Origin of the sequence: Stenotrophomonas maltophilia (assembly GCF_002799155.1) — a bacterium.
In the GTDB taxonomy this organism is placed as follows: domain Bacteria; phylum Pseudomonadota; class Gammaproteobacteria; order Xanthomonadales; family Xanthomonadaceae; genus Stenotrophomonas; species Stenotrophomonas maltophilia_R.
This window is the reverse complement of the sequence record NZ_NERD01000002.1, coordinates 1,356,249-1,379,875: the sequence shown is the minus strand read 5'-3', so window position 1 is coordinate 1,379,875 and position 23,627 is coordinate 1,356,249. Positions and strand designations below refer to the sequence as shown.

Sequence of the window (23,627 nt, the reverse complement as noted above, 5' to 3'; positions counted from 1 at the left end):
CGCATGGATCCAGACAAGGTCTTCAAAGCCCTGGCCGATCCCACCCGCAGGACCCTGCTGGATCTGCTCTGTGCCAACAACGGCCAGACCCTGGGCCAGCTGTGCGAGCACCTCCAGATGACCCGGCAGTCGGCCACCCAGCACCTGGGCCTGCTGGAAGACGCCAACCTGATCAGCACCGTGCGGCGTGGCCGCGAGAAGCTGCACTTCATCAACCCCGTGCCGTTGCACGACATCTACGAGCGCTGGGTACGCAAGTTCGAACAGCAGCGCCTGAGCCTGCTGCATGACCTGAAACGAGAACTGGAAGGAGAATGACGATGTCCGCAGAGTCCACCCGCTTCATCCACGTGATCTACATTGCCTCCACGCCACAGAAGGTGTTCGAAGCCATCACCCGCCCCGAGATTGCCCGTACCTACTGGGGCCACGAAAACGTCTCCGACTGGAAGCCAGGCTCGCGCTGGCAGCATGTGCGCGCCAACGACGAACGCAAGGTCGAGCTGGTCGGCGAGGTGGTGGAAAGCACCCCGCCCTCGCGGCTGGTGATCACCTGGGCCGGCGCCTCGCAGGCCGATGATCCGGCCGCCTACAGCCGCGTCACCTTCGAGATCGTGCCGTACCAGGACATGGTGCGGCTGACCGTCACCCATGACCAGCTGCAACCGGGCAGCGGCATGGATACCGGCATCCGCCAGGGCTGGCCGATCGTGCTGTCCAGCCTGAAGTCGTTGTTGGAGACGGGCAAGGGGCTGGATGTGTTTGCCAAGCCGCAGTAGACGGCTGCGTCGGGACGACGCCGCAGGCGCCTTGGCTGCTGCGGCGTCGGCAACGCGGCCGATGCCGGTCCGCTAGCGGGCGGTCCAGCCACCATCGACCGGCAGCGCCGTGCCGGTGATCTGCGCGGCGGCGTCCGAGGCCAGGAACACCACCATCTCGCCCAGCTGCTCGGGCGTCACGAACTGCAACGACGGCTGCTTCTCAGCCAACAACGCGCGGGCCGCAGCTTCCTGATCCGTGCCGTCCTTCTCTGCCAACGCGGTGATCTGCTGCTCGACCAGCGCCGTACGCACCCAACCCGGGCAGATGGCATTGGCGGTGATGCCCGTGCCTGCGTTCTCCAGCGCCGTCACCTTGGTGAAGCCCACCACCCCATGCTTGGCCGCCACATAGGCCGACTTGTTCACCGAGCCGACCAAGCCGTGCACCGAGGCGATGTTGATGATGCGACCGGCGCCCTGCTGCTTCATATGCGGCAACGCCGCCGCCGTTGCATGGAACACCGCCGACAGATTCAACGCCAGGATCGCATCCCACTTCTCGACCGGGAACTCCTCGATCGACGCGGTGTGCTGGATGCCGGCGTTGTTCAGCAGGATGTCGATGCGGCCCATCTTCGCGACGGCGCGGGCGATCATTTCGCGCACCGCCTCGCCACGGGACAGGTCCGCGCCATCGTGCACCACCCGTACACCGAACTCGGCTTCCAAGTTGGTACGGATGCGTTCGATCTCCACTGCATCGCCAAAGCCATTCAGCACGATGTAGGCACCCTGCCGCGCCAATGCCGTAGCAATGCCAAGACCGATACCGCTGGTGGAGCCGGTGACCACGGCGACCTTTCCACTGAACATGGGCGTGCTTCCAACAGGCATAGGCGGCCAGTGTAGCTTCACCGGCTCGTCCCTTTAAGTGCCCCCCTATTGGCCCTCAGCTAGAAGCGGATGCCTGCTCGATCAACGGTCGCCAGCGGGTTGGCCTTCTGCACCGCCTCCAGAAAGAGCAGAAAGTCGCGGTTGAACAGCGTCAGGTTGTTGGTGAACGTCACGCACTTTCTGCCCGACGCTTTGCTGAAGCACACCTGCCAGACATAGCGACCGTAGATGACATCGGACGTTCGCGTGACTGAGGTGATCTGCGAGAGCGGAACGGCCGTAGGCACCGGGCCACGCCGCAGGTAGAAGGACTCCGCATCAAAGAAGTAGTGCTCCCGATCCTCTTTTCCATCCACCATCACCAGGGTCATGGACTTACCGGAAATCCGGCGCGGGGCATGCAAACGCAGCCCCGATTTCACGGACGAGCGAGCAGATGCCGACATTCGCCGAAGTGTGAACCAGAGGATCACCAACGGAAGTGCCGCGAGGACAATGAAGCCTACGGTCTTCAAAACAGTTTCCAGCGTGCTGGACACACAGATCTCCAGGATGAACTTTCAGGCGATACCCAAGTAGATCCACGTCACGCGTGGATGGCTCTCCCTCAACGCCTTTTCACTTCCAATGATCCGGCCCCAGGAACGGCAGGCTCAGCACAAACACCGGCACCGCCACCGGCACCAACGCCGCGCCCAGCACCTTGCCCGCCGCCGAACCCACACCCGGCTTGTCCTCCCTCTCCGGCAGGATCCGCTGCGCCCGCGCATTGATGGGCTGGTCCAGCTTCCCCCTCTCTGCCAGCGCCGCAGCATCCGGCAACTTCACCCGCTCGCCGTCGCCCTCGAACAGCGCGCTGTAATAGCTGCCGCCCTTCCTTGAAAGATTGCAGGCCCGATCAAACGCCAGCGCATAACGGCTCCGGTCCTGCGGCAGGTAGTAGCGCGCACGCTCGTCCACATACTTCGCCTCGCGCGGGAGCACCTCAATCCGCTCCAGCTTGAACTGCGCGGCCTGCTCCGGCGTCACCTGCTCCGGCCGCAGCAGCAGCGCATAGCTGCCGTGCACCTTGGCCTTGTTGGCCGGGTCGCGCCAGTCCTCATGGAAGTACATCTGCGCGCAGACCACCGCCTCGCGCAGCGGGCTGTCCATCAGCGCACGGTAGTCACGGAACGGCGCGGCATTGAAGCGCATCGGCTCGTCATAGCGCGGCAGCAGGTACAGCTGGCCATCGTCGGCCACGAACGCACCGGAGATTTCGCGGCTTGAGGCGTGCTCCTCCGGGCCACTGGCGCAGCCAGACAGCAGGCCAAGGCACAGGGCGGAGAGAATGAAGAAGGACGTTCGCATGTCGTGTTCGAGGGCTTCCCTGGGAAAACGGCACCGCCCTGAAGGACGAGGCCAGCCCGTCATGGTGCCATGGCAGCCCCGCCGTGCCCAATCAATGCGACTCCACCACGCCCACGACGCGGTCAAACCTGCAGTTGCGCAGATCCTCACGACTCAACCAGAACGTGGCCTGGCCACAGTCACCAAAGACCAGATCAATCGCCGGGTCACACGCCAACTGCCGCAGGCAGACCGCGTCGCCCTCGCCTTCCACGTCGGGCACGATGCCGTGCAAGCGCGGTGCGTGCCCCAGCATCTGGTGCACGCGCGTCTCGGCGCAGCGCTTGCGGCCATCAGGCAACGTGCCCAGGCTTTCATCAAACGGCAGATGTTCGTCCTGCAAGTGGCGGTACATCAGTGCAGGAATGCGCGCGGCCGCAGCCGGCGAGCCTGCCGCGTAGGCAACTGCCGCCAGCAGTCCCTTTGTGAACGCCCGGCCCATGCTCAGATCGGTCAGCGTCATACGCTCGAAGTCGTCGCTGATCTGTCCGATAATCCACTCACGGAATGCCTCCCGCGTTGCATCATCCGGGGCTTCGTCCAGGCCAATGGCGGCGGCGCGCTTCACCCATGCGCGTACATCGGCGTAATCAATACCCCCGCGCTTGCCTGCACGCCGCTCATTGCCGATCACCCGCGAAAGGCGGTCAATGATGATGCCTACATGGGGAAAATCGGTCTGGTAACGCAGCCATTGCACCGGGAAGGTCCACGCAGGCGACTGCGGGCGCTCCCATTCCGTGGCTGCATCCGCGCGCGGAAACAGGCCCGTGGCCGCCACCACCGCACCCAGCCGCATTTCGTCCCGGCGCGAGGGGTAGATATCGTAATACGGCCGATCCTCCTCACCCGGCGGCAGCTCCAGCTCGTCCGGCCAGGTATCCATGCGCTGCGCCACCAAGGGCCATTGAACATGCACGCACGGCCCATCCTCCTCAGGTAGCAGCCATGCGGGATTGCGGTGCGCATGGTCCGAGGGGCCTTCATTCAGAATCGGACGCATACCGTCCGACAGCGCACGCACGTGCTGATCGGCCGCGACCTCAGCCGCGTACAGTACACGCACGCGTTGCTGTGGTTCGTCCGTGTCCCATATCTGCTCTTCGTCGTTCATGGCGAAAAAGAACAGCATGCCCTGCGAGGGCATATCGGGATCCACGCGTGGCAGCTCGGCGCAATCGATCTGCGCCAGGAAGTGCATCGGCGCCGCTTCGCCATAACTTTCCCCAACCGGCCAATCCATCCCATCGGGCAATTGCGGCAGACCGCCTAGACGGCTGCGAACCCTGGGGAATGCCGCCGGCGGGTAGAAACGCTGCAGCACCAGGGCCGGGGTGCGATGCTTGGCGAAGAAGGCCTCAAGCACGGCTTCGGCATGGTGGTCACGCTGGTCGGCGTGGTACATTGAATCTGCCTGAGCATCCATTTCAGTGACGTCCTTTTGAGTCTGGATCGAGCACCACAGGTATATCACCACCCGGCCTGCCTGTAGCGCCCGGCGATGATCCACTCACCGGCGCGCCAAATTGCTCCTTGATTGGCGAAATGAGCCAGCGGCTGCGGGCCGTGCGTCCTGGCCAAGGCCCAGGTCAGCCGCCCGGCAGGCCTTTGAAGAAGCGCCGCGACATAATCCGCATTTCCAGCATGCCGATTACGGCATCCGTGGCTCGCCGGCCCCTTCAGTCGTGCCGGCGCAGTCGGCATCGCGGTTGCTGCCATGTTTGTCGCAATCGCCAAGCACTTTGCCCCGCTACCGGGGAACGAATGAAGAAGAAAGCCCACTCTTGAGAGGAGAACGCTCTGATGAACGCAGATGATGTGAAGTCGATACCGATGATGGACCCGCTCGCGAATCAGCACACAGATGGATCGAAGGCATCCAGACGCACAATCTATGTAGATCTTGATGGCGTGATGGCCGATTTCGACGCGGCATTTCCCACCCTGTTTGGCTTGGACCATCGATTGCTTGCCGACGATGAGATGTGGATGCACATCGACAATCACCCGTCGTTTTTCCGCGACCTGCCGCCGATGCAGGGTGCAGTGGAGTTCTTCCACAGCATCCACCATTTGAACCCGGTGATTCTCACGGCCTGCCCGAAATCGAACTATCCACTCGCTGCCATCCAGAAGCGGCAGTGGGTCCGCGAACACCTGTCAGCAACCTGTCTGGTGTTGCCGGTCCTCGGCGGCAGGCACAAGCCTCTTTTCATGCACCAGCCAGGCGATGTTCTGATCGATGACTTCAAAGAGAACTGTGATGCCTGGACAGCGGCGGGAGGCCTGGCGATCAGGCACGCCGGCGATTGGACCGCGACGCGTCACGCGCTGTCCCAGATTGAAGATCTGTCAGGGGCAGCGCTGGCGAAGGGCTGATGCCCTCTCTGCCGACCACGTTGGCACTTCCATAGTCAGGCCGAGGCGCTGGCCCCTCGGCCCACAAGGCTGGCAGCCTGCTGTGCAGCCCCGCCCTACTTCAACCGCTCCACCAACCGCTGCCCCACCTCCAGTGCCGACGCCGGGTTCTGCCCGGTAATCAGCTCGCGGTCCATCACCACATGCCCGGTCCACGGCGCGGCATTGCTGCTGAACCGCGCACCCGCCCGCTGCAACGCGGTCTGCGGGTAGAACTTCATCTCGCCGCCACCCAGCAGCGGCTTGGCCTGTTCTTCTTCCTGATTGCTGATCACCGTCATCTGGTAGCCGCTGTAGATCCACTTCGGCGTAGCCGGCATCGCACCCGCTTCCAGCTTTGACACGAAACCCGCTGCATCCGGCAGCGTGGACAGCAGCGCGATCGGCCCGTGGCAGACCAGCGCGGTGGTCTTGTTGCGCTGGTGGAAGTCGGCCAGCAGCCGGCCCAGCGCCGGGCTCTTCAGCAGGTCCTGCATCGGCGCGTGGCCACCGGGAATGTAGACCGCATCGAAACGCGCGTAGCCCTGCTGCTCGATGCGCGCCAGGCTGACCACCGGCGCGGCCGTCGGCGAGGTCAGCGCCAGTTTCTCCAGCAGATCCTTGTGCAGCGTCAGCTGCGCGGCATCGTTGCCGAAGTACGCCGCCGTCACCGAGGACGCATCCACCGTCGGCGCCCGCCCCTGCGGCGTGGCGAAGGTCACCTCGTGGCCCGCGTCCAGCAGCAGCTTGACCGGCTGCATCAGCTCATTGAGATAGAAGCCGGTGGACAGCACCTTGCCGTCCTTCAGGTCCAGGTGGTTTTCGTCGGACAGCACCACCAGCACGTTGGCGGCATGCGCGCCGCTGGCGGCCAGGGTCAGGGCCAGCGCTGCGGCCAGCCGGGTCATCAGGTTCATGGGGGAGCTCCTATCGGGGAATGGCCGCCACTTTATTCATCGCCCCAGCGGCGATAAATTGGCCCCATCGCAAAACATCTGTTCCCCGGAGAGCTAAATGAGCCGCAAGTTCGACTACCTGGGCGATGTGGAGGTGTTCCTGGCGGTGGTCGAGCACGGCTCGTTCACCGCCGGCGCGGTGGCGCTGTCCACCACCCCCTCGGTGCTGAGCCGCGCGGTCACCCGCCTTGAAGCGCGGCTGGGCCGTCAGCTGCTGCAGCGGACCACCCGCCGCGTAGGGCTGACCGACGCCGGGCGGCTTTATCTGGAACAGGTGCGCACGGCCTTCGGCCTGCTGGACGACGCCGAGCGTGACGTACTGGCCCAGGACGGTGCGCTGGCCGGCCGCGTGCGCCTGAGCGTGCCTACCACCTATGGCCACTACCGGCTGCCGCCCGTGCTGGCGCGCTTTGCGCAGCAGTACCCGCAGGTGCAGGTGGAACTGAACATCACCAACCGCAACGTGGACCTGGTGGCCGAAGGCTTCGACCTGGCCATCCGCCTGGGCCAGCTGCCGGACAGCGGGCTGGTGGCGCGGAAGCTTGAGGACGCCCCACTGCTGCTGGTGGCTGCGCCGGACTACCTGCAGCGCCGCGGCACGCCGCAGGCGCTGGACGACCTGCAGCAGCACCTGTGCCTGCCGTTTGTGATGCCGCGTACCGGGCGGCTGGCGCCATGGATCTTCCGCGACGGTGGGCGCGACGTGGACTTGCTGCCGCGTTCGTCCATCGAGACCTCCGACGATGTGCTGGGCGTGGTGTCGCTGGCCGAACAGGGCATCGGCATCTGCCAGAGCTATCAGTTCATCGTGCGCGAGCGGCTGCAGCGTGGGCAGCTGGTGGAGGTGCTGCCGCAGCTGCGCGGGCGGTCGCGGCCGTTCTCGGTGATCTATGCGCCACATCGGCGGCAATCGGCGGCGGCGCGGGCGATGATTGAGTTGCTGGTGGGGAATGCGGCTGAGGATGGCGTTGGTTGAGGCTGCGAGGTTCGCTGGTGTTGTCGGGATTGAACCGATTTTCGGGGAGTGCGGCTGATCCGGCGCCGCTGCCTGGCGAAGCAGACTAAGAACTGTCGCAAAGAAGGGTGTCGCGCAATTCGCTTGTGGCGTGGGCGATTGCGCCAGTTTGGTTCGCCATCAGCAGAGCAGCTGCGCGAATGCGTCTGGTGGTGTCGCGTGCTGCATGAATGGTCCGTGCAACAATAGTTCTTCGCTCTCGGATTCGGCGATTCCTTCGCGAATTTCTATTGGCATTCGAAGCGGCGGCGTAAACACCATGGCGCACCACCGACAAAGGGTGGTCGGGTCTGCAAACCCGAAGAAAGCGATGTCTGTAGTTTGCGCTTGCCCGTCGGCACCGTTCTTAACCGGTGCCGGCGGGCAATCCGTCGGCCTGTATGGCGGGCGGTGCGTGGGGGCCCTCGGGCCCGCCGGTCTTATGACATCGCTTCTTCCGGTTTGCAGCCACGCATCGTCCGCCACCCTTCGCGGTGGCGCTGTTAAGCACAGCCACGGAAGCCGACGCCATGAACGAATCCCGCACCTTCTCTTCGTACACCGTTGTTGAGCCCATCAACGACGATACTCCCTTGCCCGACCTGAACTCCCTGCTCGGTATCCTCAAGCGCATGCGTGGATGCGAGGGGGCTGATGGGCATCCCTGGCCAGAAACCGATGTGTCACCCGGCCGCCGCGTAAGCCTGGCGAGGACCGAGCGCGCGATGGTGGGGTTGCTGACGGTGCTGGAGGTGCTGCACGCAGCGGACCGCTGCCGGGTGGCAGCGGAGCCGGAGCGGCATTTGGATGAGGGGGTGGTCGATGGGTTGTTTCTGGCTTGCCGGGGGTTGGTTGAGTGGGCTTGCCGGGAGGTTAGGCCGGAGTAGTTTCCCTTGGCAGCGTAGATCCCTGCTAACAAACCCAGCGCCCGCTTCCGGCCAGAAGCAGACGTAGGCACCAGGCTGCTTTTGGTTAGTCTTAGCCAAACCACGCGTCGCGTATGAGTGGCGAGCGTCTGCTGCAGTAAGATCGCGGACAGGCCCAACTCTCTTCGAACCTGCTGCCTCTTGCATAGGGTCAGGTCACGAGAGCAGCGAAGGCGCCTAAGTGCGGCTTAATAGCGGCAACGACAGCACTTCGCTCATCAGTTCTTGCAAGGCGAACCACGAGTTCGGCGAGCTCTCCCGCCTTCAGGCCCAACGCGCTTCCGATCTGGTTCGGCAGAGACTTGCGGTTGTATAGTCGCAACAACTCTTGGTAGTCCGCGGAATTGATCACTGTCTGGAACCGTCCTTCGAACTGCGCGTACAGCGCGGAAATATTGATGCCTTTGGTTAGTTCTTCCAAAGCCGATGAGATGGCTGGCGCGCCACGAGCCGACGCATCGAAGCAATTGAGCTTGAACTTCACTTCGGCGATGACCCGCAAAGAAACTTGGGTGTCGAGTTCGGCCTTCAACTGCTTAAATACGTGGCTCACAGCCAAGTTAAAATCGGAAGTTATGTCGCGGGCCAAGCGGCCGCTAACGAGTGCTAGAACCTCCTCCGTGCAAAAGAGGTTCTCGACCTCCGCAACGTCTAAAACGAAAATACTGTCGGCCTGTAGCGCAGCGATTTCTGGCGGCGTACGGCGATCTCGATCAATAAGACCATAAACCTGCAGGTGGTGGAGCTGGGTATTCGAGCGCAACGCTCGAACGGCTTGGATGACCTGATCGCAGCTGCCGCGCGGGATGACGAGAAATCCCGCAAGGATCTCGCGATAGAGTGAGACGTCGTGACTACCGTTAAGACCCTCAACAAAGACAACAGGCTTTCGACTGCCGAGCACTTCAATCAGGAGGTCGTCTGGAAGGTTGCCGTTGTCCTCGATGAGCTCCCAATCCCAAGATGTCCCGTCAAAAGACTTGAGCCAGACGCGCTGCGCGCCTTCTTGAGCCACGGCAAAGTCGACATCGTGAGTCAGATACACAAACAGGCAGTCCGGCCGCAGTCTCTCAACTTCGGCCCACAGTGGACCCTGCACCGACTTATGCAGGTGCAGCTCAGGTTCGTCGATGACGATGATGCTGTCCTTGGGCGCAGCGAGACACTGCCCGATCAGATAGAAGATGACGCGTTCACCGTCGCTCATTTCAGACGAGTTGTAGATCTTGCTTGCGTCGCCGCGAACCTGAGTCTGGATTCGTAATCCACCAATCACGAGCTCGCGATGTGGAAGGATGCGCTCCCATACCAGCTTCACCTTGTCCAGCTTGGTCAGCGGCGGTTCGACTTTGGCTGCTGATTGGCGTTGAGCGACTTTGTACTTGGCGTTCGCTTCAGTCTCGTCCGAGAATAGAAAAACCATTAGCTTTTCGTAGTCATTTAGGAACGCCGTAGCAGGCTTGTTCTGCCATCGGTAGAACTGCTTGTTCCCTGCTTCGGTTGGGTTGCCGAAGACGAGGTTCCGCTCTGCTAGTTCGATAGACATCGGCGTCGTCGTGTCAGGCATAGCCAGCGACTTTTGAGCGGAAATTCTGAATACACGGGCTTGGTCAGGCGAGTTCATCTCAAGCCAGGTTCCGAGGCGAGTCTTCCCCGAGCCATTGGCGCCAACGAAAAGCAGATTTCGATTGGTTGTGATGCTCTGATTGATTGCGCCTCGGCGCGGAAGTGTGATGGATCGCGTGCTAGGTATGTTCGACATCGAATGTGCTGCCCTATGAGTTAAGGGGAGATGCGCTGGAACAGAGATCAGACTGGATCCACATCTTGCTGCGGGACGAGGCATTGAACGCCTGAACTGAGCCGACCCTCGAAGCGACCTAGGCTTGACTGAATTCCAGCACCTAGGCGCCAACTGGCGAAGGCTTTGGATATTTCCGGGGCGGAGGCGATGCAACTCCTCTCCCAATCCTCGAAAGGTGGTAGAAGTTGTATGGCGGCTCGTGGTATTGGCGAATGTATTGAGCCGCACGATGCCGGGCGTACTTCGAGTTGATCGGGCCGCCTTGGCCAGATTCGAGAACATTGGCGAAGATCGTGCGGACGATCTCCATCGTGCTTGGTTCCTTGATCATTGTCTGGCGGTAGTCAGCTCCCTCTAAGATTGGCGAGCCAAACTATGCGCCGCCCCCCCAGGAGCCAAAATCTCTCGAGGCGCCAGGAAATTCAGAGTCCACCTCTTCAGGGAGTGGCATTGCTTGCTCCTAGGGCTAATACCTGACTAATTCTATGCTGCGAACCGGGCTGGGACTGAACGAACTCTTAGGCGTCACCTACCTTACACCACGTTGTTGCAAATCTTCCGCTGAATGAAACGTTGCACTTCGTTTTCAAGCTCAGCCTCGGACTCCTCCAGTTCCCGCTACTCAACCGCGGCTCTCGCAACTGAAACCTGATTCGGTTGAGAGAGCTCTAGTTACTTGCGTCGGAATCGCGCGTATGATCGCCTTGCGCCGAAAGGGAACTTTAGCACTGCAAGCACGCCGCGTCCGACCAAGCGTCCGCCTCCGGCCAGAAGCGGACGCCCGCCAATGCTCTGCTACACGAAGGCGAACCTCCATTCGCTGCCAGAGGTCGCCAGTCCCGACTGAACAAAGTGAAAACTCGCCCCGAAATTATCGGCATTTGCCCACACCTTTGCGGAGCCGCAAGTGGCGTGCATCCGCTCAAGAGGCGCAGCGGAGATGCGAGTACGCACGGCAGGCGCAGCTTGGTCATGCTGATCTGAACCCTGATGCGAGCGTGCATGCTCAACCATTGCTTGGCGGGCAGTGCGCTAGAATAGTGCTGCCGTCCGCGGTGATTGACCATTTCAAGCTTGCTCCTCCACCTGCGTAAACCGCGTCAACCTCCCATGCGAGGAAGCCGGAGGCTTGAAGTGCGAAACGGCGGCTTTCAGCGACATCCTCTATGCTTCCCCTCTCGGCGAGATCCCTCAAGTCGCCGAGGAATACGCTCAGCACCATGTCTGAAAGGCGATCGAAGTCTGAGGCCGGAATCTTGCGCCTTCCAACGGCGACGAACAGATCGGCCAGCATCTTTGGTTTGTGTAGTGGGTCCGCACGGTTGAGCTTGTCCAGCAGCAACTCGCCTAGCCGCCCTCGCTTTGCTTGTGTTCCAGCGAGTTCGTCGACAACACGAGCGCGTTCGCTGGCCGATAGGCTTTCAACGCCAATCAAGAACCGGGCTACTTTTGCGGCGTACAAGCGATCACTTATCGCCGCCGCTCCCTCGCGTACGGCAAGCACAGCAGAGACTACGGGCACCTTACCCAGCACGTTCTCGTCTAGCGCCGCCTCCCATACTGCCGAGGCCACATCCGTTGTAAGTCTGGTGGTGGGGCCGATGAGAGCGCCTATCAGGTCGGCAGGGATTTTCATACAGTGGTGCCTGGGAGTGAGTTCGGACAAGTTTTACCACGCCGTCTCGGTAAGTTATGCCTCTCAAATCGTACTCGGGCCAGTTCGTGCCCAGAAAACTATCGACTATCCAAGACAGGCCTTGCCCAAAGAAGATCACCCTTATCCAAAGTTCATCCTTCCGCTCAAGGCTAAGGGTGGCCCTCCGCCACACCCTCGGTAAATCGTCCTAATCCGCTAGAGCGCGCGAGGTTCCCCTCTCGGCCAAAAGCGGACAAAGGCTTGGCGCCTGAATTGAGCCGAGCCGCTAAGCGGCTTCGGCTTGAATGAATTGTTTGACCTCAAAGCCGCTCATCCAGCTTGTGAAATAGCAGACTTGCAAGGAAGAAGTGATGGATTGCCCGCTCCGGCGTAATCACGATATTTCCATGGGCCTTAGGGTTGCGCACGCCGATCATTGAGCCCGCAAACAGATCCATGTGCCCTTGCTGGATGTTACGACCCGTTTCTGTGGTTAGGTCATCCAGGGTGATCGTGGGCTTGTTAGGTGTGAATGCTCTCCGCATCAGAGGTGCGCCATCAAGTTCTTCATTGGCCACAGCTTTGTGTAGCATCTTTACAACTGAGTTGACCTCTTTAAGGACGGCCTCTACGGCATCTGCGTAGTGACCAGCCTCGAATCTGGGTTTGGCTAGGGCGACAACGCTTGGGTGGAGCAGCGACCATACGTGCCCCATTTGGCTGTCAGGCTTTGCGGGCTGCTGTGCGATTAAGTCGGGGTTGCGCTTGATGCGAGTCACTGCGGAGCGCAGGACCGAAATAATGTCCTCTACGCTTTTGAATGACGGAGAGCGTGTGAAGTTGCTAACACCTTCGTTGACAATGGCAGCAATGTTGCGGGAATAGCCGTTCTTGCCCAAGGCGTCGTCGAAAAGATCTACTAGCTCTTGGACCATCTGACGGTACCGAGGATCGTCATCGCGACTGATGTAGATGCGATCCCTGGTCTTCGTGAAACGCGCCAGTATCCCAGACAGATCCTCCTCGTACTTTTCAAGGTGCACAATGAACTCTTCTGAGGTCACGATAGTCTTTCCTTGAGCTCAAACTACGATTAGACCCCGGAGTGGGGTGTAGCGCGGATTCTGGGAGTTCCCCCGGGGGGCGTCAATCGGGCTTTTTCTACAGGCATCCGCGGCTTGGGCCGATACCTTACGGAAGGCTCGGGGGGGCATTGCATCTGGCATGACTGATTAAAGAGCAATAGCGAGCTACATCTTCGCGACAGACCCATCTTTGCCGTAGAGAGGCCGTCCATCAACAACTGATTGCCAGGCAGCTCGGAGTGGATAAGACACTTGAGGATCATCGAGTCGGCGCTTTGCATGTTTGGCAAGTTCGCTCAGGCTCACGAGGTTAGCCACTGTCGGGTCTTCAGGAACTGCATAGCTCCGGCCTCCACTGGAACTCAGACCGTGCCTAAGGAAATTCAAGGCAAACTTATCAAGAGTTGGATCATCCTTCTTGATCTCCGAGAACACACTTGCAGCAATTTTTGGCGCAACCCTCATAATGGTCCACAGAATTCTAGCTGGATCGCTAAATCCCCAGAACGTACCATTAAGAACTGCAACTCGGCTATTTTCCGCGAAAACTTCACCAGCCAATTTCCGCTTTTGCTTAACAACGATCAGAGCGTTCGGCTCCTGCTCTGTTCGCAGACCATTTGTCAAAATCTCTGCCGCAACAGTGAGTGAGTTTGGATCAGTGGCAATCTTATAGGCCATCTCACAGAGACTTCCAGGCATGCAAGTCGAAACAAGGCGTGAAATCGCTCTTACCGCGAGAGTCTCGGCGGAAAGGGAGAAGAATTTCCTCTCGGTTTTTGATGTCGAAAATACCCCCCCATCTACAAGACGCGCGATGGCCATACAGGAATCCTCCGGACTTTTCACTTCCTCAACAGACATGATCTCAGCAACACCTTCAAGCATTTCCAAGAAGCCTAGCCCATTATCTTCATTTATCTTTCCTGCAACCTCCAGCCGCCGCTCAGCACTTAAAATAAATCTCTTTGCGTCCACAATACTGACATCAGTCAATCCTATTGACATGCCAAGCGCAATGCCCAAGCGACTAGGAGCAGAAATATGGCCTTCGATGTCAACCTGCCTTCCAAATGCATACTTGTTAGCGGCCGCAGCGGTACTCGGAAACAAGAAATGCACAAGTTTACGCACCGCCTCGGGGTTTTGTGTCCTCCGATACAATTCCTCAAGCCTGCTCGCATGAGCATCCCTTTCGCCCCCACTGTAACTACCGTCGAATATTTTAGTAAACAATGACGAATCCCTACGTAACTCATCGTAGACTCTCGGGGCGCGCACAATAAGGCAAGCCAAGCCAACTATATCTGCAAAAACAACCTCTCCACGCAGCCCAGGCTCAATAACCGAAACCGTATTTATTACTCGAGTGATATCTCTCGGCTGTTCAAGAAGGTCACGCAGGCCATTAAAATAGAGCATATTCATTCGCTCTTCCTGCTTCGGGAAATGAGTCATAAGAGCATCATCCGGCAGCGAGGAAATAGCATCATTAAGAAGCCGAAGGCGCGAGCTCGGGGATATCGCGGGCAACGGAAGGCGAACCTGAACAACCTTATCTATATATGTGGAAGCTCGTGGAACAGATGCAGATCTTAATGCCCGCCGTACATATTCCGAGTCCCATGCAATAACATATCCAATATTGGGCAACTGGCCAACTGCTTTTACAATCCGAACCATTTCGAATACTTCGAGCGGAAACAGTCGATCGACGTCGTCAATAAATACAAATATCTTTCTCTTGAATTTACTTAGGGCTTTTTCGAGCCGCTCCTTCTGGCCGCTGATGTCCCGCTCTTTCTGGTCAGCGAATCCGCCAGCGGCCTTCCCTGCCGACTCCATGACCCCCTTCACGATGCTAGCCCAAGGCTCTGCCCCGGGCACCCACTTCAGCAGATCGAACACCTTTGAATAGTTCTGAATCTCTTTAGCGACCTTCTTTGCACCGCTGACGTTGTCGACCAATTCAATCGCCGAAGATATCGATCCGAGGAATTGCCGCAACAACGACTCCCTGTCCCCGATCAACCATGGATTGAAGTGCACGACAATAGGACTTGCATCGGCAGAACTTCGGATCAGATGCTCCATCATTGCAAGAGTTGACGTTTTTCCACTTCCCCAAGGCCCCTCAATAGAAATTACAAATCCCGCGGTAGATGAGACCCGATCCAGCGCCCTTGTTGCAGCCGCCGCAAAGCCAGTTCGCTGAAGCTTATCCTTTTCAATTGCAGCAGCTCCGGTAAGGGCCTCATCTGGACTGATCGCGCACATTGCTTCATTCATCGGTGAATCCGTCCTTAGCGCTTCCCTCAAGCGGACAGATACGATATCTAAAAGTATGAGGGCCTGCTGCTCGGCTGGCTTTAGAAACCTGATACAACAAGGGCGCCTCTCGGCGCCCTCGTTCTTTCAACTCACTCCCACTCAATAGTAGCCGGCGGCTTCCCCGAGATGTCATAAACAACCCGCGACACCCCCCGCAACTCATTGATGATCCGGTTGCTCACCGTACCCAGGAACTCATACGGCAGATGCGCCCAATGCGCCGTCATGAAGTCAATCGTCTCCACGGCCCGCAGCGCGATCACCCACTCATAAGCGCGCGCATCACCCACCACGCCCACCGACTTCACCGGCAGGAACACGGCAAACGCCTGGCTGGTCTTGTCGTACAGGTCCGCCTTGCGCAGCTCATCAATGAAGATGGCATCGGCCTTGGCCAGCAGTTCGGCGTATTCGCGCTTCACTTCACCCAGGATGCGCACGCCCAGGCCCGGACCCGGGAACGGGTGGCGGTAGACCATGCTGCGCGGCAGGCCCAACTCAACGCCCAGGCGGCGCACTTCGTCCTTGAACAGCTCGCGCAGCGGCTCCACCAGGCCCAGCTTCATGTGCTCCGGCAGGCCGCCCACGTTGTGGTGGCTCTTGATCACGTGCGCCTTGCCGGTCTTGCTGCCGGCCGACTCGATCACGTCCGGGTAGATGGTGCCCTGCGCCAGCCACTTGGCGTTCTTCAGCTTGTTCGACTCTTCGTCGAAGATCTCAACAAACAGGTTGCCGATGATCTTGCGCTTGGCCTCCGGGTCGCTCACGCCTTCCAGCGCGGCGAAGTAACGGTCGGCGGCATTCACGCGCACGACCTTTACGCCCATGTGCTCGGCGAACATCGCCATCACCTGGTCGCCTTCCTGCCAACGCAGCAGGCCGGTATCCACGAACACGCAGGTCAGCTTCTCGCCGATGGCCTTGTGCAGCAGCGCGGCCACCACGGACGAATCGACGCCGCCGGACAGGCCCAGGATCACTTCGTCATCGCCCACCTGTTCGCGCACGCGGGCGATCTGGTCCTCAATGATGTTGGCGGCGGTCCACAGGGTCTGGCAGCCGCACACGTCCACCACGAAGCGGCGCAGCAGCGCCTGGCCCTGCAGGGTGTGGGTCACTTCCGGGTGGAACTGCACGCCGTACCAGCGCTTTTCTTCGTTGGCCATGGCGGCCACCGGAATGCGGTCGGTGGTGGCGGTGATGGTGAAGCCCGGCGGTGCAACGGAGACGTGGTCGCCGTGGCTCATCCAGACATTCAGCTTCGGCTCGCCGCCGTGGTCACTCAGGCCCTTGAACAGCGCATCCGGGTTGATCACGTTCACCTCGGCGTGGCCGAATTCGCGCTGGTCAGCGGCTTCGGTGGCACCGCCCAGCTGCGCGGCCAGGGTCTGCATGCCGTAGCAGATGCCGAAGATCGGCAGGCCGCTGTCGAACACTTCCTGCGGCGCGGCCGGGGCGCCCGGCAGCGTGGTCGATTCCGGGCCACCGGACAGGATGATGCCCTTGGCGCCAAACGCGGCGATCTCGGCCGGGTTGTGGTCCCACGCCCAGATTTCGCAGTAGACGCCCAGCTCGCGGATGCGGCGGGCAATCAGCTGCGTGTACTGCGCGCCGAAATCGAGGATGAGGATCTTGTCGTTATGGATGTTGGTCATGGTGCCGTTCCAGTGGTGTTTTTCGCAGCGCCCGGCGCTTCAAGGCTCTGCGTCAGCGTGGCGATGAACGCCTCGCGTTGTTGAATATGTGAGGTATTTTCCGCATCCCAGCGCAGCATCAGCAGGCCATGCGATGTGTTGGGGTTGAAGCGGTCGGCGCGCGGCAGCTCGGCGATTTCCTGCACTTCGGTGCCGGGCACGATGCGCCGTTGCAGCGCCGCCATCGAGACGCCCGAATCCGCAGCGCCCCACGACGCCCAGCGCACGCTCATCCGTGCGGGCTCCAGCGCGCCCAGGACCGGCGTCAGCACCGGATCATCCGGCCCGTGCAGCAGCTCGGTAATGCATTGCAGCGTGACCTGCAGCGGGCGCTCGCCGGTGCCTTTCAGCAGCCAGCGCTGTTCGCCAGCGGCCTGCACCTGCCAGCCCTTCGGCAGCGAGAACGCGTTCTGGCACGCCTGCACGTCCTGCAATTGCGAAACCGCCGCGCCCGGAGACCCGGAGCGCGGCGGCGGTTCGGACAACGAACAGCCTGCCATCAGCAGGCTGCCCGTAATCGCAAGAGCAGTTCGCAAGCGCATCAGGCGCGGTAGTTCGGCGGCTCTTTGGTGATCGTCACGTCGTGGACGTGGCTCTCACGCTGGCCGGCGCCGCTGATCTTCACGAACTTGGGCTTGCTGCGCATGTCTTCGATGGTGGCGCAGCCCACGTAGCCCATGGTGGCGCGCAGGCCGCCCATCAGCTGGTGGATGATGCCGCCCACCGGGCCGCGGTACGGCACGCGGCCTTCGATGCCTTCCGGCACCAGCTTGTCGGCGCTGGCGGCGTCCTGGAAGTAGCGGTCCTTCGACCCCTTCTCCATGGCGGCCAGCGAACCCATGCCACGGTAGCTCTTGTACGAACGGCCCTGGTACAGCTCGGTCTCGCCCGGCGATTCCTCGGTACCGGCCAGCAGGCCGCCGACCATGATGGTCGAGGCACCGGCGGCCAGCGCCTTGCCGATGTCGCCCGAGTAGCGGATGCCACCGTCGGCGATCAGCGGGATGCGGTCCTGCAGCGCTTCGGCCACCAGATCGATCGCGGTGACCTGCGGCACGCCGACGCCAGCAACGACGCGGGTGGTGCAGATCGAGCCCGGGCCGATGCCGACCTTCACTGCGTCCGCGCCGCTGTCCAGCAGCGCCAGTGCGGCTTCGCCGGTGCAGATGTTGCCGCCGATGACCTGCACCTGCGGGAAGTTCTTCTTGACCCAGCTGACGCGGTCCAGCACGCCCTGCGAGTGGCCGTGCGCGGTATCAACCACGATCACGTCCACGCCGGCGGCGACCAGCGCTTCCACGCGGCGATCGGTATCGCCACCCACGCCGACGGCAGCGCCGACCAGCAGGCGGGTCGACAGATCCTTGGCAGCGTTCGGGAAGTCGGTGTTCTTCTGGATGTCCTTGACGGTGATCAGGCCACGCAGTTCGAACGAATCATTGACCACCAGCACCTTCTCGATGCGGTTGCGGTGCAGCAGCTGCAGCACTTCATCAGACGCGGCGCCTTCCTTGACCGTGATCAGGCGATCCTTCTTGGTCATGATGTGGCGGACCGGATCGTCCAGCTCGGTCTCGAAACGCATGTCGCGATGGGTCACGATGCCGGCCAGCAGGCCGTCGCTGCCCACCACCGGCACGCCGGAGATGTTGTGCGCCTGGGTCAGGGCCAGCACGTCGCGGATGGTGGTTTCCGGGCCGACGGTGATTGGGTCGCGGATGACACCGGCCTCGAACTTCTTGACCTTGGCCACTTCCGCGGCCTGCTGTTCCAGGCTGAGATTCTTGTGGATGATGCCCATGCCGCCGAGCTGGGCCATGGCGATGGCCAGGCGGGCTTCAGTGACGGTATCCATGGCTGCGGACAGGATCGGAAGCTTGAGCTTCAGGTCGCGAGTCAACCGCGTTTCGAGGTTGACGTCCTTGGGCAGGATGGTCGAATGGGCGGGGACGAGCGAGACGTCGTCGTAAGTGAGTGCTTCAGCCTGGATGCGCAGCATCGGCATACCCGAGATGTGGGGAAGCGCGACATTTTACCCCTTTTTCGCGCCCTGTGGCAGGGGGTAGATGCGACGCAGTGTCGCGCAGGCGGCGATTGGTTCAGGGGGAGCCTGCAACCTGCTCTCAGGGCCTGGAACCTGCCCTTGGTGGGTGCGGACCGTTGGTCCGCACTCTCCCTCAGACACCAGTGCCCCAGCAGGAGCCCCACCCCTCTGGCATTGTGCCGACCAACGGTCGGCCCACCTTAAGAGGATCACTCGGGCCAGTCCTGGAACTGCCTTTGGTAGGTGCCAACCTTGGTTGGCACGATCCGTCCGGCACCGTTGCCCCAGATGGGCCGATGGCCCCGATGGATGTGTGCCAACCAAGGTTGGCACCTACCAGGAGCGGGCCGCTGCGGTCAGCTCAGCGCTTCCGCGGCTTCCAGGGTGTTCTGCATCAACGTGGCCACGGTCATCGGGCCGACACCACCCGGCACCGGGGTGATCCAGCTCGCCCGCTGGGCAGCCGCTTCAAACCCGACATCGCCCACCAGGCGGCCGTCATCCAACCGGTTGATGCCAACGTCGATCACCACCGCGCCCGGCTTCACCCACTCGCCCGGCACGATGCCCGGGCGGCCCACCGCCACCACCAGGATGTCGGCATTGCGCACGGCCTGTTCCAGCACGTCCTTGGGGGTGAACTTGTGGCAGCTGGTCACGGTGCAGCCGGCAATCAGCAGCTCCAGGCCCATCGGGCGGCCGACGTGGTTGCTCACGCCGACGATGGTGGCGTTGCGACCACGCACCGGCTGGTCGGTGTGGCCCAGCAGCGTGGTGATGCCGCGCGGGGTGCAGGGGCGCAGGCCGAACTCGCGCAGGGCCAGGTGGCCGACGTTTTCCGGGTGGAAGCCGTCCACGTCCTTGCGCGGGTCGATGCGCTGGATCAGCCGGCGTGCGTCCGGGATGCCCGGCAGCGGCAGCTGGATCAGGATGCCGTTGATCTTCGGGTCGGCGTTGAGCTGGTCGATCAGGTCGAGCAACTCGGCTTCGGTGGTACCGGCCGGCAGGTCGTAGTCATGCGCTTCGATGCCGACCTTCTCGGCGGCACGGCGCTTGTTGCGCACGTACACGGTCGAGGCCGGGTCGCCACCGACCAGCACCACGGCCAGGCCCGGGCGGCTGCCACCGGCGGCCACGCGGGCGTCGACGCGCACCTTCAGGCTGTCGAGCAGGTCCTCGGCGATACGGCGGCCATCAAGGATGCGGGCAGGAAGCTGGGGGGCGGAATCGGTCATCGGGAGCAGGCGTGGGGCGGCGGGGACGCTATTGTCCCTGATTCAGGCCCCCTCGCCCACCGCGGAATGGGGTCGGATCCCTTTGCCGCAGGCAACGGGCTCTGACCCCAATCTGGCAAAACGGGTCAGAACCCTTTCCTTCAGAAAGGGATCGGACCCGCACACCTCAGTCTTCCTCTTCCGGCACATCCTGCGGGTTCAGCGTCTTGCTCTCGCGCTTCGGCGCAGTGAACGGCGTCGGCGTCGGCACGCCCTGCGGGCTGTTGCCGTAGATCATCCGCGCGCCGGCATTCAGACCGCCACCAGCAATCTCCAGCTCGAAACGTTCGGCGTCGCGGCGACGGATCTGCTCGGCAATCTCCACCGCATCGTCCTCATCCGCACCCAGTTCCACCAGCGCGGCCTGGCCGAACAACACCGCCGACTCAAACGTCTCGCGGATCTGGAAGTCGACACCGGCATGGATCAACCGCAGCGAATGCTCGCGGTCGAACGAGCGCACCATCAACTTGGCCTGCGGAAACTCATGCGCCACCAGTTCAACGATGCGGTCGGCTGCCTCGGCCTTGTCCACGCACACCGCAATCGCACGTGCGGTGGCCGCGCCCGAGGCATGCAGCACATCCAGGCGGGTGCCATCGCCGTAATAGATCTTGAAACCGAACCGCGCCGCGCTCTGGATCATCTCCACATCGTTGTCGATGATGGTCACGTCCACATCGCGCGCCAGCAGCGACTGGCTGGCGACCTGGCCGAAGCGGCCGAAGCCGATCAGCAGCACGCTGCCGGACAGGCCATCGGCCTCGTCCACGCCATCCATGTTCACCGTCGGCTTCGGCGCGATGCGCTTGTAGACCAGCACCACCAGCGGGGTCAACGCCATCGACAGCACCACCACGGCGGTGAAGTTGGCATTGATCTCCAGGTCGATCACGCCCGCCGAGGCGGCGGCGGAGAACAGCACGAAGGCGAACTCGCCGCCCTGCGCCATCAGCACGCCGCGGTCCAGCGCCTGCGCGTGGTCGCTGCCCATGACGCGCGCGACCACGTAGATGCACAGCGCCTTGGCCGCCATCAACGCCAGCACCAGGCCGAGGATCAGCTGCCAATTGCCAGCTACCACGCCCAGGTCCAGCGCCATGCCCACGCTGAGGAAGAACAAGCCGAGCAGGATGCCGCGGAACGGTTCGATGTCCGCTTCGATCTGGTGGCGGAAGGTCGATTCGCTCAGCAGCACGCCGGCCAGGAACGCGCCCATCGCCATCGACAGGCCGGACAGCTGCATCAGCAGTGCCGCACCCAGCACCACCAGCAACGCGGCGGCGGTCATCACCTCGCGCGCCTTCGATTCGGCCAGCACGCGGAACAACGGATTGAGCAGGAAGCGGCCGACCAGCACCAAGCCAACAATGGCGCCCACGCCGATCGCCACCGACAGCCAGCGCGAACCCTCGCCATCGGCACTGCCCGCGCCCGGCGCCATCCAGGCCACCAGCGCCAGCAACGGCACGATCAGCAGGTCTTCGAACAGCAGGATGGAGACGATCTTCTGCCCCGACGGCAACGCGATGTCGCCGCGCTCGGCCAACAGCTGCATCACCACCGCGGTGGAGGTGAGCACGAAGCCGGTGGCGCCGATGAAGGCCACCTGCCACGGCAACCCGAACAGCTTGGCGATGCTCGTCAGTACCAGCGCACAGGTGACGATCTGCAGCGTGCCCAGCCCGAAGATTTCCTTGCGCAGGCTCCATAGGTGCGAGGGCCGCATCTCCAGGCCGATCACGAACAGGAACATCACCACGCCGAGTTCGGCGGTATGCAGGATCGCCTGCGGGTCGGAGAACCAGCCCAGCCCGAACGGTCCGATCGCCAGGCCAGCGGCGAAGTAGCCCAGCACCGAGCCCAGGCCGGCCCGGCGAAACAAGGGCACCATCACCACCGCCGCGCCCAACAGGGCCACGACCTTGACCAGCTCGCTGGTCGCTGCTTCTACCGCCATGCGGTGCTTTCCCCAAGATCCAGAATCGAGCTCAACAATAGAGCAATGCCGATGACGGCAATAGCACGCATGTTGCGCCGGATTGTCTTGGAGGTGGAACGATGCCGGGGACAGACCCCAACATCATCCCGAAACCATGTACCCGCTTCGGTAGGTGCCAACCATGCACCCGCTTCGTTGGGTGCCAACCATGCACCCGCTTCGGTAGGTGCCAACCATGCACCCGCTTCGGTAGGTGCCAACCTTGGTTGGCACAAGAGCGCCCATCAAGGTCGGCATCCACCAATGCACTCCCCGGCCGGATTCACCCACCCCGGCAGAACGCGGCGTAATCGATATACCCCGGGAACGGCACGCCCGGCGCGCACACCGGGCAGTGCGGGTCCGGCCGGATGCCGGTCTCGCGGAAGCGCATGCCCAGTGCATCGAAGCGCAGCAGGCGCCCCACCAGCGGCTCACCGATGCCAAGCAGCAGCTTCAGCACCTCGGTGGCCTGCAGCACACCAGCCAGGCCGGGCAGCACGCCCAGCACGCCCGCCTCGGAACAGTTCGGCGCGAACTCCGGCGGCGGCGGCTCCGGGAACAGGCAGCGGTAGCACGGCGCCACGCCACGCTGGCGGCCGGCGTCAAACACGCTTACCTGGCCGTCAAAGCGCTCGATCGCGGCGTACACCAGCGGCTTGGCGTGCTTGATGCAGGCGTCGTTGAGCAGGTAGCGCAGCGGGAAGTTGTCCGACCCATCCAGCACCACATCCACGCCCTCCAGCAGCGCATCCACGTTCTCGGAGGTGACCCGCTCCGGCACGGCCTCGACCTCGATCGACGGATTCAACGCCAGCAGCCGCTCGCGCGCCGAATCGACCTTGAGCTGGCCGACACTGGCTTCGGTATGCACGATCTGCCGGTGGAGGTTGCTGCGCTCCACCCGGTCGTGGTCGGCGAAGCGCAGGTGCCCTACCCCGGCTGCCGCCAGATAGAAACCGGCCGGCGCGCCCAGCCCACCGGCGCCCAGCACCAGCACGCGCGACTGCTGCAGCGTGCGCTGGCCCGCCTCACCCACCTGCGGCAGCAGCAAATGCCGCGAATAGCGATCAAAGAAGTCACGGTCGGCGGCGCTGGCCAGCGGCTGCACCAGCGGCAGCGACTGCTCGCGCCAGGCCACGGTACCGCCCGTCACGGAAGCGACGTGGGTGTAGCCGGCCTCCAGCAGGAACTGCGCGGCATCGGCCGAGCGTTTGCCGCTCTGGCAGATCAGCAGAATCTCTTGGTCGAGTCGCGGCAGATGCGCAACCGGGTCGGCCTGCAGCTCGCCCTTGGCCACGCCGCGCGCGCCCTCGGCCATGCCGCCGGCCCGTTCGTGCGCCTCGCGCACATCGATCAGCACGGCGCCATGGGCCAGGCGCTCGCGTGCCTGCGCGGGGGAAATCTCTTGGATGCTCATGGCCGCATTATCGCGCAGACACCTTCGACGCGCCTTGCCCC

The 23,627-nt window shown here is 62.1% G+C and carries 21 protein-coding genes; 5 read left to right on the top strand and 16 right to left on the bottom strand.

All coding sequences use genetic code 11. The features are described from left to right. The first annotated feature begins 3 nt into the window (after positions 1 to 3). Together B9Y82_RS07030 and B9Y82_RS07025 are read left to right on the top strand one after the other, a co-directional pair. Complete coding sequence (locus tag B9Y82_RS07030; protein WP_100475187.1) at positions 4 to 318, top strand: ArsR/SmtB family transcription factor; 315 nt, start codon at positions 4 to 6, stop codon at positions 316 to 318. A 2-nt stretch (positions 319 to 320) separates the two neighbouring features. Then, a complete protein-coding gene (locus B9Y82_RS07025; protein WP_100472064.1) occupies positions 321 to 779 on the top strand; it encodes an SRPBCC family protein in 459 nt (152 codons plus the stop codon). A gap of 72 nt (positions 780 to 851) precedes the next feature. Here the strand turns inward: B9Y82_RS07025 and B9Y82_RS07020 are convergent, their stop codons facing one another. The 4 genes from B9Y82_RS07020 to B9Y82_RS07005 all read right to left on the bottom strand — a co-directional run bounded on the left by B9Y82_RS07020 (position 852) and on the right by B9Y82_RS07005 (position 4,449). Beyond that, positions 852 to 1,634 carry a 3-hydroxybutyrate dehydrogenase gene (locus B9Y82_RS07020; protein WP_100472063.1) on the bottom strand — a complete coding sequence of 261 codons (783 nt, stop codon included), beginning with the start codon at positions 1,632 to 1,634 and terminating at the stop codon, positions 852 to 854. Positions 1,635 to 1,714: 80 nt separating this feature from the next. Next, a complete protein-coding gene (locus tag B9Y82_RS07015; protein ID WP_238381550.1) occupies positions 1,715 to 2,194 on the bottom strand; it encodes a hypothetical protein in 480 nt (159 codons plus the stop codon). Positions 2,195 to 2,273: 79 nt separating this feature from the next. Then, on the bottom strand, positions 2,274 to 3,005 hold the full coding sequence (locus B9Y82_RS07010) for a hypothetical protein (protein WP_100472061.1): 732 nt from the start codon (positions 3,003 to 3,005) through the stop codon (positions 2,274 to 2,276). 91 nt (positions 3,006 to 3,096) lie between these two features. Next, positions 3,097 to 4,449, bottom strand: a complete 1,353-nt coding sequence (locus B9Y82_RS07005; RefSeq protein ID WP_162292084.1) for a DUF1963 domain-containing protein — start codon at positions 4,447 to 4,449, stop codon at positions 3,097 to 3,099. Between the two features lie 398 nt (positions 4,450 to 4,847). On the opposite strand from B9Y82_RS07005, the gene B9Y82_RS07000 reads away from it, so the two are divergent. Next, positions 4,848 to 5,423: a 5' nucleotidase, NT5C type gene (locus tag B9Y82_RS07000; RefSeq protein ID WP_100472059.1), complete on the top strand. Its 576-nt coding sequence runs from the start codon at positions 4,848 to 4,850 to the stop codon at positions 5,421 to 5,423. Positions 5,424 to 5,518: 95 nt separating this feature from the next. Here the strand turns inward: B9Y82_RS07000 and B9Y82_RS06995 are convergent, their stop codons facing one another. Continuing rightward, the gene (locus B9Y82_RS06995) at positions 5,519 to 6,358 is read right to left on the bottom strand and encodes a type 1 glutamine amidotransferase domain-containing protein (protein ID WP_100472058.1); all 840 of its coding nucleotides are present in this window, start codon (positions 6,356 to 6,358) and stop codon (positions 5,519 to 5,521) included. A 97-nt stretch (positions 6,359 to 6,455) separates the two neighbouring features. Between B9Y82_RS06995 and B9Y82_RS06990 the strand changes: the two genes are divergently transcribed. Together B9Y82_RS06990 and B9Y82_RS06985 are read left to right on the top strand one after the other, a co-directional pair. Next, on the top strand, positions 6,456 to 7,373 hold the full coding sequence (locus tag B9Y82_RS06990) for a LysR family transcriptional regulator (protein ID WP_100472057.1): 918 nt from the start codon (positions 6,456 to 6,458) through the stop codon (positions 7,371 to 7,373). A gap of 548 nt (positions 7,374 to 7,921) precedes the next feature. Beyond that, complete coding sequence (locus B9Y82_RS06985) at positions 7,922 to 8,278, top strand: hypothetical protein (protein ID WP_100472056.1); 357 nt, start codon at positions 7,922 to 7,924, stop codon at positions 8,276 to 8,278. Between the two features lie 190 nt (positions 8,279 to 8,468). On the opposite strand, the gene B9Y82_RS06980 is transcribed toward B9Y82_RS06985, so the two are convergent. The 11 genes from B9Y82_RS06980 to moeB all read right to left on the bottom strand — a co-directional run bounded on the left by B9Y82_RS06980 (position 8,469) and on the right by moeB (position 23,586). Further along, positions 8,469 to 9,941, bottom strand: coding sequence for a DUF4435 domain-containing protein (locus B9Y82_RS06980; RefSeq protein ID WP_202908118.1), 1,473 nt, complete (start codon positions 9,939 to 9,941; stop codon positions 8,469 to 8,471). Between the two features lie 280 nt (positions 9,942 to 10,221). Then, on the bottom strand, positions 10,222 to 10,482 hold the full coding sequence (locus B9Y82_RS21045; protein ID WP_428993182.1) for a DUF7677 family protein: 261 nt from the start codon (positions 10,480 to 10,482) through the stop codon (positions 10,222 to 10,224). Between the two features lie 645 nt (positions 10,483 to 11,127). Beyond that, entirely contained in the window at positions 11,128 to 11,757 is a 630-nt protein-coding gene (locus B9Y82_RS06970; RefSeq protein WP_100472054.1) for a hypothetical protein, read from the bottom strand. A gap of 320 nt (positions 11,758 to 12,077) precedes the next feature. Next, positions 12,078 to 12,821, bottom strand: coding sequence for a TIGR02391 family protein (locus B9Y82_RS06965; RefSeq protein WP_100472053.1), 744 nt, complete (start codon positions 12,819 to 12,821; stop codon positions 12,078 to 12,080). A gap of 186 nt (positions 12,822 to 13,007) precedes the next feature. Then, positions 13,008 to 15,131, bottom strand: a complete 2,124-nt coding sequence (locus B9Y82_RS06960) for a KAP family P-loop NTPase fold protein (protein WP_100472052.1) — start codon at positions 15,129 to 15,131, stop codon at positions 13,008 to 13,010. 131 nt (positions 15,132 to 15,262) lie between these two features. Next, positions 15,263 to 16,828: a glutamine-hydrolyzing GMP synthase gene (gene guaA, locus B9Y82_RS06955; protein ID WP_100472051.1), complete on the bottom strand. Its 1,566-nt coding sequence runs from the start codon at positions 16,826 to 16,828 to the stop codon at positions 15,263 to 15,265. Then, positions 16,825 to 17,301, bottom strand: coding sequence for a hypothetical protein (locus B9Y82_RS06950; RefSeq protein ID WP_202908145.1), 477 nt, complete (start codon positions 17,299 to 17,301; stop codon positions 16,825 to 16,827). The genes guaA and B9Y82_RS06950 overlap by 4 nt, the downstream gene beginning before the upstream one ends. Before the next feature lie 107 nt (positions 17,302 to 17,408). Continuing rightward, on the bottom strand, positions 17,409 to 18,866 hold the full coding sequence (guaB, locus tag B9Y82_RS06945) for an IMP dehydrogenase (RefSeq protein ID WP_100475186.1): 1,458 nt from the start codon (positions 18,864 to 18,866) through the stop codon (positions 17,409 to 17,411). Positions 18,867 to 19,267: 401 nt separating this feature from the next. Beyond that, positions 19,268 to 20,146 (bottom strand): bifunctional methylenetetrahydrofolate dehydrogenase/methenyltetrahydrofolate cyclohydrolase FolD, encoded by an 879-nt coding sequence (folD, locus tag B9Y82_RS06940; RefSeq protein WP_014036908.1) that lies wholly within the window; start codon positions 20,144 to 20,146, stop codon positions 19,268 to 19,270. Between the two features lie 166 nt (positions 20,147 to 20,312). Then, on the bottom strand, positions 20,313 to 22,145 hold the full coding sequence (locus B9Y82_RS06935) for a monovalent cation:proton antiporter-2 (CPA2) family protein (protein ID WP_100472049.1): 1,833 nt from the start codon (positions 22,143 to 22,145) through the stop codon (positions 20,313 to 20,315). A 304-nt stretch (positions 22,146 to 22,449) separates the two neighbouring features. Continuing rightward, positions 22,450 to 23,586: a molybdopterin-synthase adenylyltransferase MoeB gene (gene moeB / locus B9Y82_RS06930; RefSeq protein WP_238381548.1), complete on the bottom strand. Its 1,137-nt coding sequence runs from the start codon at positions 23,584 to 23,586 to the stop codon at positions 22,450 to 22,452. Positions 23,587 to 23,627: the final 41 nt, after the last annotated feature.

What these genes read in the sequence shown, in the direction of transcription:
- B9Y82_RS06990 (WP_100472057.1), top strand. Translation starts at nt 6,456, where the DNA reads ATGAGCCGCAAGTTCGACTACCTGGGCGATGTGGAGGTGTTCCTGGCG.
- B9Y82_RS06995 (WP_100472058.1), bottom strand. Translation starts at nt 6,358, where the DNA reads ATGAACCTGATGACCCGGCTGGCCGCAGCGCTGGCCCTGACCCTGGCC.
- B9Y82_RS06935 (WP_100472049.1), bottom strand. Translation starts at nt 22,145, where the DNA reads ATGGCGGTAGAAGCAGCGACCAGCGAGCTGGTCAAGGTCGTGGCCCTG.
- B9Y82_RS06980 (WP_202908118.1), bottom strand. Translation starts at nt 9,941, where the DNA reads ATGAACTCGCCTGACCAAGCCCGTGTATTCAGAATTTCCGCTCAAAAG.
- B9Y82_RS07010 (WP_100472061.1), bottom strand. Translation starts at nt 3,005, where the DNA reads ATGCGAACGTCCTTCTTCATTCTCTCCGCCCTGTGCCTTGGCCTGCTG.
- B9Y82_RS06985 (WP_100472056.1), top strand. Translation starts at nt 7,922, where the DNA reads ATGAACGAATCCCGCACCTTCTCTTCGTACACCGTTGTTGAGCCCATC.
- B9Y82_RS07000 (WP_100472059.1), top strand. Translation starts at nt 4,848, where the DNA reads ATGAACGCAGATGATGTGAAGTCGATACCGATGATGGACCCGCTCGCG.
- guaA (WP_100472051.1), bottom strand. Translation starts at nt 16,828, where the DNA reads ATGACCAACATCCATAACGACAAGATCCTCATCCTCGATTTCGGCGCG.
- B9Y82_RS06970 (WP_100472054.1), bottom strand. Translation starts at nt 11,757, where the DNA reads ATGAAAATCCCTGCCGACCTGATAGGCGCTCTCATCGGCCCCACCACC.
- folD (WP_014036908.1), bottom strand. Translation starts at nt 20,146, where the DNA reads ATGACCGATTCCGCCCCCCAGCTTCCTGCCCGCATCCTTGATGGCCGC.
- B9Y82_RS07005 (WP_162292084.1), bottom strand. Translation starts at nt 4,449, where the DNA reads ATGTACCACGCCGACCAGCGTGACCACCATGCCGAAGCCGTGCTTGAG.
- guaB (WP_100475186.1), bottom strand. Translation starts at nt 18,866, where the DNA reads ATGCTGCGCATCCAGGCTGAAGCACTCACTTACGACGACGTCTCGCTC.
- B9Y82_RS07030 (WP_100475187.1), top strand. Translation starts at nt 4, where the DNA reads ATGGATCCAGACAAGGTCTTCAAAGCCCTGGCCGATCCCACCCGCAGG.
- B9Y82_RS07020 (WP_100472063.1), bottom strand. Translation starts at nt 1,634, where the DNA reads ATGTTCAGTGGAAAGGTCGCCGTGGTCACCGGCTCCACCAGCGGTATC.
- moeB (WP_238381548.1), bottom strand. Translation starts at nt 23,586, where the DNA reads ATGAGCATCCAAGAGATTTCCCCCGCGCAGGCACGCGAGCGCCTGGCC.
- B9Y82_RS07025 (WP_100472064.1), top strand. Translation starts at nt 321, where the DNA reads ATGTCCGCAGAGTCCACCCGCTTCATCCACGTGATCTACATTGCCTCC.
- B9Y82_RS06960 (WP_100472052.1), bottom strand. Translation starts at nt 15,131, where the DNA reads ATGAATGAAGCAATGTGCGCGATCAGTCCAGATGAGGCCCTTACCGGA.